The sequence below is a fragment of the Nocardiopsis sp. EMB25 genome, from assembly GCF_026797795.1.
Classification (GTDB): domain Bacteria; phylum Actinomycetota; class Actinomycetes; order Streptosporangiales; family Streptosporangiaceae; genus Nocardiopsis; species Nocardiopsis lucentensis.
In genome coordinates, this window is record NZ_JAMTDN010000001.1 from 6,023,028 (window position 1) to 6,035,325 (window position 12,298).

The window sequence follows — 12,298 nt, forward strand, 5'->3', positions numbered from 1 at the left end:
AGAGCAGGGGACGAATTAAGTGCTCGACGTCAACTTCTTCGACGAGCTGCGCATTGGCCTCGCGACGGCCGACGACATCCGCCAGTGGTCGCACGGCGAGGTCAAGAAGCCCGAAACCATCAACTACCGGACCCTCAAGCCGGAGAAGGACGGACTCTTCTGCGAGAAGATCTTCGGTCCGACCCGGGACTGGGAGTGCTACTGCGGTAAGTACAAGCGCGTCCGCTTCAAGGGCATCATCTGTGAGCGCTGCGGCGTCGAGGTGACCCGCGCCAAGGTGCGCCGTGAGCGGATGGGCCACATCGAGCTGGCCGCGCCCGTCACGCACATCTGGTACTTCAAGGGCGTGCCCTCCCGCCTGGGCTACCTGCTGGACCTGGCGCCGAAGGATCTCGAGAAGATCATCTACTTCGCCGCCTACATGGTCACCTGGGTGGACACCGAGGCCCGTGAGCGCGACCTCCAGTCCCTGGAGGCGCGGATCTCGGTCGAGAAGCAGCACCTGGAGCAGCGCCGCGACTCCACCATCGAGGAGCGCCACCGCAAGCTCGAGGCCGACCTGGCCGAGCTCGAGGAGCAGGGTGCCAAGGGCGACGCCCGCCGCAAGGTGCGCGAGGGCGCCGAGCGCGAGATGCGCCAGCTGCGCGACCGCGCCCAGCGTGAGATCGACCGCCTCGACGAGGTCTGGAACCGCTTCAAGAACCTCAAGGTCCAGGACCTCGAGGGCGACGAGATGCTCTACCGCGAGATGCGGGACCGCTTCGGGAAGTACTTCCGCGGCGGCATGGGCGCCCAGGCCATCCAGGACCGGCTCTCCAACTTCGAGCTGGACCAGGAGGCGGAGAAGCTCCGCGAGACCATCCGCACCGGCAAGGGCCAGAAGAAGGCCCGCGCCCTCAAGCGGCTCAAGGTCGTCTCGGCGTTCCTCAACACCACCAACAGCCCCATGGGCATGGTGCTCGACTGCATCCCGGTCATCCCGCCGGACCTGCGTCCGATGGTGCAGCTGGACGGTGGCCGCTTCGCGACCTCCGACCTCAACGACCTGTACCGCCGGGTGATCAACCGGAACAACCGCCTCAAGCGACTGCTCGACCTCGGCGCGCCCGAGATCATCGTCAACAACGAGAAGCGGATGCTCCAGGAGGCCGTCGACGCCCTGTTCGACAACGGCCGCCGCGGCCGTCCGGTCACCGGGCCGGGCAACCGTCCGCTCAAGTCGCTGTCCGACATGCTCAAGGGCAAGCAGGGCCGCTTCCGTCAGAACCTGCTCGGTAAGCGCGTCGACTACTCCGGCCGTTCGGTCATCGTCGTCGGCCCGCAGCTGAAGCTGCACCAGTGCGGTCTGCCCAAGCAGATGGCGCTGGAGCTGTTCAAGCCGTTCGTGATGAAGCGCCTGGTCGACCTGAACCACGCGCAGAACATCAAGAGCGCCAAGCGCATGGTGGAGCGGTCCCGCCCGGTCGTGTGGGACGTCCTCGAAGAGGTCATCACCGAGCACCCGGTGCTGCTCAACCGCGCTCCGACGCTGCACCGCCTGGGCATCCAGGCCTTCGAGCCGCAGCTGGTCGAGGGCAAGGCCATCCAGATCCACCCGCTGGTCTGCACGGCGTTCAACGCCGACTTCGACGGTGACCAGATGGCCGTGCACCTGCCGCTGTCCGCCGAGGCCCAGGCCGAGGCGCGGCTGCTGATGCTGGCCACGAACAACATCCTCAAGCCGTCCGACGGCAAGCCCGTGACCATGCCCACCCAGGACATGATCATCGGTCTGTACTACCTGACGACGGAGCGCTCCGGCGCCCGGGGCGAGGGGCGGGCGTTCCGCTCCCCGGCCGAGGCGATCATGGCCTACGACCTGGGCGACCTCGACCTCCAGGCCAAGATCCGCCTGCGGATCGCCGACGGCGCTCCCGCGCCCAAGGACTGGACCCCGCCGGAGGGCTGGCAGCAGGGCGACGTCTACGTCCTGGAGACGACGCTGGGCCGGTACCTCTTCAACGAGGCCACCCCGGTCGACTACCCGTACGTCAACTTCCAGGTGGGCAAGAAGCAGGTCTCGGCCCTGGTCAACGACCTGGCCGAGAACTACCCCAAGGTCCAGGTCGCCACGACCCTGGACGCCCTGAAGGACGCCGGTTACCGCTGGGCCACCCGGTCCGGTCTGACCATCGGCATCGAGGACGTCGTCGCGCCTCCGGCCAAGACGGAGATCCTCGAGGGCTACGAGCGCAAGGCCGACAAGATCCAGCGCGAGTACGACCGTGGTCTCATCACCGACGACGAGCGCCGTCAGGAGCTCACCGAGGTGTGGACCCAGGCCACCGCCGAGGTCGCCCGGAACATGGAGGACAACTTCCCCGCCGACAACCCGGTGTGGATGATGGTCCAGTCCGGTGCCCGTGGTAACCCGATGCAGGTGCGTCAGATCGCCGGTATCCGCGGTCTGGTCTCCAACACCAAGGGTGAGACGATCCCGCGCCCGATCAAGTCCTCCTACCGCGAGGGCCTGTCCGTCCTGGAGTACTTCATCTCCACGCACGGTCAGCGCAAGGGTCTGGCCGACACCGCCCTGCGTACCGCCGACTCGGGTTACCTGACCCGTCGTCTGGTGGACGTCGCGCAGGACGTCATCGTCCGCGAGGTCGACTGTGAGACTGACCGCTCGCTCTGGCACGAGATCGGTGAGAAGACCGCCTCCGGCGCCGTCGTGCGCAAGCACAACGTCGAGAACACCGGTTTCGGCCGTACCCTCGCCGAGCCCGCCGTGGACGCGGACGGCAACGTCGTCCTGCCCGCGCTGGCCGACACCTCCGAGCAGAACATCGACAAGCTGGTCGAGGCGGGCATCACCCGCGTGCGCATCCGCTCGTCGCTCACCTGTGAGGCGAAGATCGGCGTGTGCTCCACCTGCTACGGCCGCTCCATGGCGACCGGCAAGCCGGTGGACGTCGGTGAGGCGATCGGTATCATCGCGGCCCAGTCCATCGGTGAGCCCGGTACCCAGCTGACCATGCGGACCTTCCACATGGGTGGTTCGGCCGGTCAGGACATCACCCACGGTCTGCCCCGTGTCCAGGAGCTCTTCGAGGCCCGCATCCCCAAGGGTGTGGCCCCGATCTCCGAGGTGGAGGGCCGGATCCGGATCGACGACACGGAGAAGAGCCGTAAGATCGTCGTCATCCCGGACGACGGCTCGGACGAGATCGCCTACCCGGTGCCGATGCGCGCCCAGCTCCTGGTCAGCGACGACGACCACGTGTCGGTCGGACAGCAGCTGATCCAGGGTGCGATCAACCCGCACGAGGTCCTCCGCATCCAGGGGCCGCGCGCGGTGCAGCAGCACCTCGTGTCGGAGGTCCAGGAGGTCTACAAGTCGCAGGGTGTGTCCATCCACGACAAGCACATCGAGATCATCGTCCGCCAGATGCTCAAGCGGGTGAACATCCTCGAGTCGGGTGACACCGAGCTGCTGCCGGGTGAGATGGTCGAGCGGCCGAAGTTCGAGCGGATCAACCGCCGCGTCGTCTCCGAGGGCGGACAGCCCGCGGCCGGACGCCCGGTGCTGCTCGGCATCACCAAGGCCTCGCTGGCCACGGAGTCCTGGCTGTCGGCGGCCTCCTTCCAGGAGACCACCCGGGTGCTCACCGAGAACGCGATCCACGGCAAGAGCGACCCGCTCCTCGGCCTCAAGGAGAACGTCATCATCGGTAAGCTCATCCCGGCCGGTACCGGTATTCCGCAGTACCGCAACATCCGGGTGGAGCCGACCGAGGAGGCCAAGGCCTCGATGTACTCGGTCTCCGGATACGAGGAGCCCAGCGAGTACACCTTCGGGCAGGGGTCGGGCGAGGCCGTCCCGCTGGAGGAGTACGACTTCGGGCCCTACAACCGGTAAGAGCGGTTGACTGAACGGACGGCGGCGGTCCACCACCTCCTCAGGGGGGTGGTGCCGCCGCCGTTCGACGTGGTCGGTCCGCACATCGCGGTGTGGACGGGGAGAGGGCGCTTCGGCGCTGTCGGGAGAGCAGGCGCACAGTGACTGAAAACGGGGGCGGACGGGACTCGGGCGCGCGCGAGGCGGACTCGTGGTTCAAGCCGAGCGAGAACCGCTACCGCACGCAGTCGGAGTACCAGGACCCGATGGAGGACGGTGAGACCGGCGACACGGTCTTCCCGGACAGCGGGGGCTACGCGGGGCTGAGCACGTCGCGGCCCCCGATGGTCGAGCCGTATCCGGAGGCGCTGGGCGGCCCGCCGGGGTCGACCTCTCCGGCCCCGCCGACACCCGGGGCGCTCTCCTACCCCGGCGCGGGCGCCTCGGCGTACGAGCCGCTGACCCGCGTCCCGGGGGAGCCCGAGCCGGAGAACGAGCCGAGTTTCCCGGGGATCGCCGCGAGCGCGGAGGTGCCGCTGCCCCCGGAGACGGACTCCGTCCCCGGCGGCGCGTCGACGGGCACCTGGCCGGCGGAACCGGGGGCCGGTACCGCGTGGGCCCCTGAGTCCGCCGGACCGTCGTTCGACGAGCCCCGTGACGGTTCCGCGGACGAACCGGGGACCCCTGATTCCGCGTCCTCCTCCGGCGATGAGCCCTGGGCCGCCGGTGACCTCGGTGACCGGAGCGATGATCCGTGGTCCTCCGAGCCCGCCCGCGCGCAGGAGCCGTGGGGCCCGGGCCCGTCCCTTCCCTCTTCTTCGGCGTCGTCCGACTCCGCCACTCCCGTGGATGACGCGCCATGGGGCGCCGGCCATTCTGACGACCGGCCGTGGGCCCCTGAGCCCGCCGGACCGTCGTTCGACGAGCCCCGTGACGGTTCCGCGGACGAACCGGGGTCTTTCGAGTCCACCGCTCCCTCGGTCGGTGAGCCGTGGGGCACCGGTGACGTGAGCGGCGAGGGCGACGAGTCGTGGTCGCCGGGTGCCGCCGGGCCGTCGTTCGACGAACCCGTGGGCGGTGCCACCGGGCAGCCGTGGTCCTCCGGCCCCGAGTCCCCCTCGACCGACGCGCCGTGGGGCGCCGGTGACCCGGGTGACCGGGATGATGACCTGTGGTCCTCCGAGGCCGCTCACGCCGACGGGGCGTGGTCTCCGGGGTCCGACAGCGTGCCGGGTGACGCGCAGTGGTCCCCGAACGACGCCGCTCCCTCGGCCGCGCCGTTCCCCGAGCCCGCCGGGCCGTCGTTCGACGAGCCCCTGGGCGGTGCCACCGGGCGGCCGTGGTCCTCCGGCCCCGAGTCCCCCTCGACCGACGCGCCGTGGGGCGCCGGTGACGTGAGCGACGAGGACGACGCGCCCTGGTCACCGGGTGCCGCCGCGACCACGGATCCGCTGTCGGCCGAGCCCGCCGCTCCCTCGGCCGGTGCCGCTGGCGACCGGCCGTGGGCGCCTGAGCCCGCGCGTGCCGACGAGTCCTGGGGCGGGGAGACCTCCTCCACGGACGCTCCGTGGTCTTCCGAGTCCGCCGCACCGGGTGCCGACGAGCCCTGGACTCCGAGCGCCACCACGCTCTCCCCGGAAACCCCCGCCCCGTCGTTCGACGAGCCCCGTGGCGGCTCCACCGACATGCCGTGGTCCCCCGAGCCCGGCGACGCGCAGTGGAACCCCGGCCCCGCCCTCGACCGCGTCAACGAGGCGTGGTCCCCCGGCACCCCTCCGGCCAACGAGCCCTGGACCCCCGAGGCACCGGCCGACGACGGACTCGGGGCCCGGTCCCCGATGCCCCCGGCGGACGGCCCGGACCCCCTGGCCCCTCGCCCGGACTCCTGGGCCGACGACGAACTCGGCTCCGAGTCCTGGGGCGCGGACGCGCGTTCCGGCGGCCTCGGTGCTCCCCGGACCTGGGACGAGCGCACCGACGACCTGGACACCTGGGCGCCCGCCCGGGACGGAGGCGACACCTGGAGCGGCACGCGGCCCGCCGAGCCGTGGACCGGCCCGTCCACGGACGGTTACGACGACGAGCTCTCGCCCGCTCCGGCGCCCCTCGAGCAGAACCCGCCCGGTGGCGGCACCGGCAACACCTGGGTGTTCGACCGCGATGACGCCCGCCTGCCCGACTCGGTGCGTGAGGCCGAGCGGCGCCGCCGGGAGAACGGCCCCGCCCGACCCGAGTACCGGGACTGGGGCGGTGAGCCCGAGGGGCCGGACGACGGTGCCCCCTCCGCGGCCGTCCCCGGCTCCGACGACCCGCTCGGAACGATCGCCGACATGCAGTCCAGGGCCCGCTTCCAGGACGAGGGGAACGTCCGCGACGCGGAGCAGCAGCCGGGCGGCGCCACCCAGATGTTCGACGCCCTCTCCTTCGACGACCCCGAGCCGGGCGCCGACCGGTACGGGGCTCCCGCGTACGGCGACGGGGGGTACGACGACTACGGGGACGGTGACGATCCCCGCTACGCGGACGACGGGTACGCCGAGCAGTCCTACGACTCCCGGTACCACGACGTCGGATACGACGAGGACCCGGCGGAGGGCTACGACGACGATCCCCGCGCCGCCGCCCCGGGGATGCCCTCGGACCTGGGTCCCGCTCCGGAGGAGACGGCTGATCCGCAGGGGCCGGACGCGGAGTCCGAGTACGACGACGGATTCACCCCGGCCGACTACGGAATGCCGGTGGACCAGCCGAGGCAGCGGCGGCGGCGTGACCCGATCGCGAGCGACTTCCCCGGCTTCGATGACCGTCCTCCCGGCGGTGAGGTGGGCGACGCCTACCCCGGTTACGACAGCATCGAGTACCTCGCCGACACCGATCGGGGGGCGCTGGTCACCCTGTGGCTCGGCCTGGCCTCCCTGCTGCCCGGGATCGGTCTGGCCACCGCGGCCGTGGCGCTGTTCGTCACCGGACCGAAGGCCAGGCGGGCGATCCGCGGGTCGAACGGTCAGCTCGACGGTCTGGGCCTGATCACCACGGGAACGGTGTTCGCGGTGATCGGGATCCTGGTCACCGTGATCTCCGTCGCCTTCTTCCTCGTCCGTTAGCACATCGGCCGCCTTCCCCGGACCTGGTCCGGGGAAGGCGGCCGCTCGTGTGTGGGCGACGACATCCCCATCCAGCACGCAAACCTGGGACGAAACAAGTCGCGAAGCGCGTAGACTAGAGGAGACCCACGGCTACGCGAGGATCGAAACTCGCCATGTCGCACACCGTTTTGACCGTGTACACGGCGGGCGGTAGCCTGTGTGATTGTGCCCGTGAGTCGACGGGTCACACGTGTGTGTGCGGCGCCTTTCGCCCGACCGGGAGCGGCTTGAACCCTCCCGAGGTTCGGCACTGGCGTGCCGCTCATGTGAACCCCCTTCCATCAACGGCCTCCGGCCGGGTGTGTTCCTCTTCGCCATGCGCGAGAACGAGCGCGACACGCCCGACATCGGGGGTCGGGGAGGTTCGGGAAATCCAGCAGGTCAATAGCGATATCGGCTACGAGAACCGGCGTAGGTCACGAGGAAGACGGAGACGCGGTGCCCACCATCCAGCAGCTGGTCCGTAAGGGCCGACAGGACAAGGTCGCAAAGAACAAGACCCCGGCGCTGAAGGGGAGTCCGCAGCGTCGTGGTGTGTGCACGCGTGTCTACACCACTACGCCGAAGAAGCCGAACTCCGCTCTGCGCAAGGTCGCTCGCGTGAAGCTGAGCAGCGGCATCGAGGTGACTGCCTACATTCCCGGCATCGGTCACAACCTCCAGGAGCACAGCATCGTGCTGGTCCGTGGTGGTCGTGTGAAGGACCTGCCGGGCGTCCGCTACCGAATTGTCCGCGGCTCGCTCGACACCCAGGGTGTCCGGGGCCGCAAGCAGGCGCGTAGCCACTACGGCGCCAAGAAGGAGAAGTAAGCATGCCGCGCAAGGGCCCGGCGCCGAAGCGCCAGCTCATCACCGACCCGGTCTACGGCTCGCCGCTCGTCACGCAGCTGATCAACAAGGTGCTGCTCGACGGCAAGCGCTCCATCGCCCAGCGCGTCGTCTACGACGCCCTGGAGGGCGCCCGCGAGAAGACCGGCCAGGACCCGCTCGTCGTTCTCAAGCGCGCCCTGGACAACGTCAAGCCCGCGCTCGAGGTCCGCAGCCGCCGCGTCGGTGGCGCGACCTACCAGGTGCCGGTCGAGGTTCGCGCCTCCCGGTCCACCACGCTGGCCCTGCGCTGGCTGGTCTCCTACTCGCGCCAGCGTCGCGAGAAGACCATGACCGAGCGTCTGATGAACGAGCTGGTCGACGCCAGCAACGGTCTCGGCGCGGCCGTCAAGAAGCGTGAGGACACGCACAAGATGGCCGAGTCGAACAAGGCCTTCGCTCACTACCGCTGGTAAAGCGGCTGGATCGGAACAGACCGAGGGACGACGAGCCTCATGGCTAAGACTTTGCTTGACCTGGCCAAGGTGCGAAACATCGGCATCATGGCCCACATCGACGCGGGTAAAACCACGACGACCGAGCGCATCCTGTACTACACCGGTGTCACCCACAAGGTGGGTGAGGTCCACGACGGCGCCGCCACGATGGACTGGATGAAGGAGGAGCAGGAGCGGGGTATCACCATTACCTCGGCTGCTACCACCACCCACTGGGCCGACCACACCATCAACATCATCGACACGCCCGGCCACGTCGACTTCACGGTCGAGGTCGAGCGTTCGCTGCGTGTCCTCGACGGTGCGGTCGCCGTGTTCGACGCCAAGGAGGGCGTGGAGCCCCAGTCGGAGCAGGTCTGGCGTCAGGCTGACCGCTACGGCGTTCCGCGCATCTGCTTCGTCAACAAGATGGACAAGATCGGCGCCGAGTTCCAGCGCTGCGTGGACATGTTCCGCGAGCGCCTGGGCGCGAACGCGATGCCGATCCAGCTCAACATCGGCGCCGAGAGCGACTTCAAGGGCGTCATCGACCTCGTCCGGATGAAGGCCTACGTCTGGAACGAAGAGGCCGCGCTGGGCGAGATGTACGACACGATCGACATCCCCGACACCCACGCGGACGCCGCCCGCGAGGCGCGCGACCAGTTCATCGAGACGCTGGCCGAGGCCGACGACGAGATCATGGAGCTGTACCTGGAGGGCCAGGAGCCCACCGTGGAGCAGCTCGTTCCCGCGATCCGTCGCGCCACCATCGCCGGTACCGCCGTGCCGGTGCTGTGCGGCACCGCGTTCAAGAACAAGGGCGTCCAGCCCCTGCTCGACGCGGTCACGGACTACCTCCCCTCGCCCCTGGACGTCGAGGCCATCGAGGGCCACGACCCCAAGGACGAGAGCGAGGAGACCAAGCTCGCCCGCAAGCCGAGCGTCGACGAGCCCATGTCCGCCCTGGTCTTCAAGATCATGAGCGACCCGCACCTGGGCAAGCTGACCTACGTGCGCGTCTACTCCGGCGTCCTGGAGCAGGGCACCCAGGTGCTCAACAGCCTCAAGGGCCGCAAGGAGCGCATCGGCAAGATCTACCGCATGCACTCCAACAAGCGTGAGGAGATCTCCCAGGCCGGCGCCGGCGACATCGTCGCCGTCATGGGTCTGAAGGACACCACGACCGGCGAGACGCTGTGCGACCAGTCGGCTCCGATCGTTCTGGAGTCCATGTCGTTCCCGGCTCCGGTCATCGAGGTGGCCATCGAGCCCAAGACCAAGAGCGACCAGGAGAAGCTGGGCATCGCGATCCAGCGTCTGGCCGACGAGGACCCCTCCTTCCAGGTGGCCTCGGACGAGCAGACCGGTCAGACCGTGATCTCCGGCATGGGTGAGCTGCACCTCGAGGTGCTCGTCAACCGCATGCGTGACGAGTTCAAGGTCGAGGCGAACATCGGCAAGCCGCAGGTGGCGTACCGCGAGACCATTCGCAAGAAGGTCGAGGGGCACGTGTACACCCACAAGAAGCAGACCGGTGGTTCGGGTCAGTTCGCCAAGGTCAAGATCAACCTCGAGCCCCTCGAGACCGAGAGCGGCGACGCGTCCGGCTACGAGTTCGTCAACTCGGTCACCGGTGGCCGCATCCCGCGGGAGTACATCCCGTCGGTCGACGCGGGTTGCCAGGAGGCCGCCGAGCTGGGCGTGCTCGCGCACTACCCGCTGGTCGGCATCAAGGTGACGCTGACGGACGGTCAGTACCACGAGGTCGACTCCTCCGAGATGGCCTTCAAGACCGCCGGCTCGATGGCCTTCAAGGAGGCCGTCAAGCTCGCGAAGCCCACGCTCCTGGAGCCGGTCATGGCCGTCGAGGTCACCACTCCGGAGGACTACATGGGTGACGTCATCGGTGACCTGAACTCCCGCCGTGGACAGATTCAGTCCATGGACGAGCGTTCCGGCGTCCGCGTCGTCAAGGCCCAGGTTCCTCTCTCCGAGATGTTCGGCTACGTGGGTGACCTGCGTAGCCGCACGCAGGGTCGAGCCAACTACTCGATGGTGTTCGACTCCTACGCGGAGGTTCCGTCCGCTGTCGCCCAAGAAATTGTGGCGAAGGTTCGCGGCGAGTAATCGCTCGCGGACACGTAACCAGCCCGTTCCCGCGGCCGCGGGAACGGGCACCAGATAGCTCTGTACGTCTAGGAGACATCCAGTGGCGAAGGAAAAGTTCGAGCGGACTAAGCCGCACGTCAACATCGGCACCATCGGTCACATTGACCACGGCAAGACCACGCTGACCGCGGCCATCACCAAGGTGCTGCACGACGCGTACCCGGAGCTGAACCCGTTCACCCCGTTCGAGGACATCGACAACGCTCCTGAGGAGCGCGAGCGCGGTATCACCATCTCCGTCGCCCACGTCGAGTACCAGACCGAGGCGCGTCACTACGCCCACGTCGACTGCCCGGGTCACGCCGACTACGTGAAGAACATGATCACGGGTGCGGCGCAGATGGACGGCGCGATCCTGGTCGTGGCCGCCACCGACGGCCCGATGCCGCAGACCAAGGAGCACGTGCTCCTGGCCCGCCAGGTCGGCGTCCCCGCCATCGTCGTCGCCCTGAACAAGGCCGACATGGTGGACGACGACGAGATCTTCGAGCTCGTCGAGCTCGAGGTCCGCGAGCTGCTCACCGAGTACGAGTTCCCGGGCGACGACGTTCCGGTCACCAAGGTCTCCGCGCTCAAGGCGCTGGAGGGCGACGCCACCTGGGGCCAGGCCATCCTGGACCTCATGGGCACGGTCGACACCTTCATCCCCGAGCCCGAGCGTGACACCGAGAAGCCGTTCCTCATGCCGATCGAGGACGTCTTCTCGATCACCGGTCGCGGCACCGTCGTCACCGGTCGTATCGAGCGCGGCATCATCAACGTCAACGAGACCGTTGACATCGTCGGCATCAAGGAAGAGAAGCAGACCACCACGGTCACCGGTGTCGAGATGTTCCGCAAGCTGCTCGACCAGGGCCAGGCCGGCGACAACGTCGGTCTGCTCCTGCGCGGCATCAAGCGCGAGGACGTCGAGCGCGGCCAGGTCGTCATCAAGCCGGGCACGACCACCCCGCACACCGAGTTCGAGGGCCAGGTCGTCATCCTGTCCAAGGACGAGGGTGGCCGCCACACGCCGTTCTTCAACAACTACCGCCCGCAGTTCTACTTCCGCACGACCGACGTCACCGGCGTCGTCACGCTGCCGGAGGGCACCGAGATGGTCATGCCCGGTGACAGCACCGCGATGTCCGTCCAGCTGATCCAGCCGGTCGCGATGGAAGAGGGCCTGAAGTTCGCCATCCGTGAGGGTGGTCGGACCGTGGGCGCCGGTCGCGTCACGAAGATCATCAAGTAGTACCCAGGTTGGGGTGGCGATTCGCCACCCCAACGTGGTGGTCGGGCCGTGTTCGCACGGCCCGACCACCGCACCACCAAAGACGTCATCGGGCTCTGTGACGGTGACGCACCGCAGGGGCAAGCCCTGTTGCGGTTTCTCAAGGGAATAGGGGCTCACGGTACACGGCGGTCTCCGCCGGGGCCTGGGCGTCTGTGACCGGGACAGACACCGTTACGGACACTGAAGCGAAGGACGAACAGGCCACATGGCGGGACAGAAGATCCGCATTCGGCTAAAGGCCTATGACCACGAGGTCATCGACAGCTCGGCGAAGAAGATCGTCGAGACTGTGACGCGAACTGGTGCACAGGTCGCGGGCCCGGTGCCGCTGCCGACGGAGAAGAACGTTTACTGCGTCATCAAGTCGCCGCACAAGTACAAGGACTCGCGCGAGCACTTCGAGATGCGCACGCACAAGCGGCTGATCGACATCATCGACCCCACGCCGAAGACCGTCGACTCGCTCATGCGGCTCGACCTGCCGGCGGGCGTTGACATCGAGATCAAGCTTTAAGGACGCACA

General features: G+C 68.4%; 7 protein-coding genes. All 7 read left to right on the plus strand.

What is annotated here, in order from left to right; translation table 11 throughout:
- Positions 1 to 19 precede the first annotated feature (19 nt).
- The 7 genes from KIK06_RS26850 to rpsJ all read left to right on the plus strand — a co-directional run bounded on the left by KIK06_RS26850 (position 20) and on the right by rpsJ (position 12,289).
- Positions 20 to 3,898, plus strand: a complete 3,879-nt coding sequence (locus KIK06_RS26850; RefSeq protein ID WP_268645590.1) for a DNA-directed RNA polymerase subunit beta' — start codon at positions 20 to 22, stop codon at positions 3,896 to 3,898.
- 140 nt (positions 3,899 to 4,038) lie between these two features.
- Positions 4,039 to 6,981 carry a hypothetical protein gene (locus KIK06_RS26855; protein WP_268645591.1) on the plus strand — a complete coding sequence of 981 codons (2,943 nt, stop codon included), beginning with the start codon at positions 4,039 to 4,041 and terminating at the stop codon, positions 6,979 to 6,981.
- A gap of 480 nt (positions 6,982 to 7,461) precedes the next feature.
- Positions 7,462 to 7,833, plus strand: coding sequence for a 30S ribosomal protein S12 (rpsL, locus tag KIK06_RS26860; protein ID WP_014912437.1), 372 nt, complete (start codon positions 7,462 to 7,464; stop codon positions 7,831 to 7,833).
- A gap of 2 nt (positions 7,834 to 7,835) precedes the next feature.
- Complete coding sequence (gene rpsG / locus KIK06_RS26865) at positions 7,836 to 8,306, plus strand: 30S ribosomal protein S7 (RefSeq protein WP_017598533.1); 471 nt, start codon at positions 7,836 to 7,838, stop codon at positions 8,304 to 8,306.
- Positions 8,307 to 8,345: 39 nt separating this feature from the next.
- The gene (gene fusA, locus KIK06_RS26870; RefSeq protein ID WP_026127588.1) at positions 8,346 to 10,457 is read left to right on the plus strand and encodes an elongation factor G; all 2,112 of its coding nucleotides are present in this window, start codon (positions 8,346 to 8,348) and stop codon (positions 10,455 to 10,457) included.
- 82 nt (positions 10,458 to 10,539) lie between these two features.
- A complete protein-coding gene (gene tuf / locus KIK06_RS26875) occupies positions 10,540 to 11,733 on the plus strand; it encodes an elongation factor Tu (protein ID WP_017598535.1) in 1,194 nt (397 codons plus the stop codon).
- 247 nt (positions 11,734 to 11,980) lie between these two features.
- Positions 11,981 to 12,289 carry a 30S ribosomal protein S10 gene (gene rpsJ / locus KIK06_RS26880; protein ID WP_017598536.1) on the plus strand — a complete coding sequence of 103 codons (309 nt, stop codon included), beginning with the start codon at positions 11,981 to 11,983 and terminating at the stop codon, positions 12,287 to 12,289.
- The last annotated feature ends 9 nt before the right edge of the window (positions 12,290 to 12,298 follow it).

Coding starts and splice junctions, on each gene's coding strand:
- rpsG (WP_017598533.1), top strand. CDS start 7,836: ATGCCGCGCAAGGGCCCGGCGCCGAAGCGCCAGCTCATCACCGACCCG.
- fusA (WP_026127588.1), top strand. CDS start 8,346: ATGGCTAAGACTTTGCTTGACCTGGCCAAGGTGCGAAACATCGGCATC.
- rpsJ (WP_017598536.1), top strand. CDS start 11,981: ATGGCGGGACAGAAGATCCGCATTCGGCTAAAGGCCTATGACCACGAG.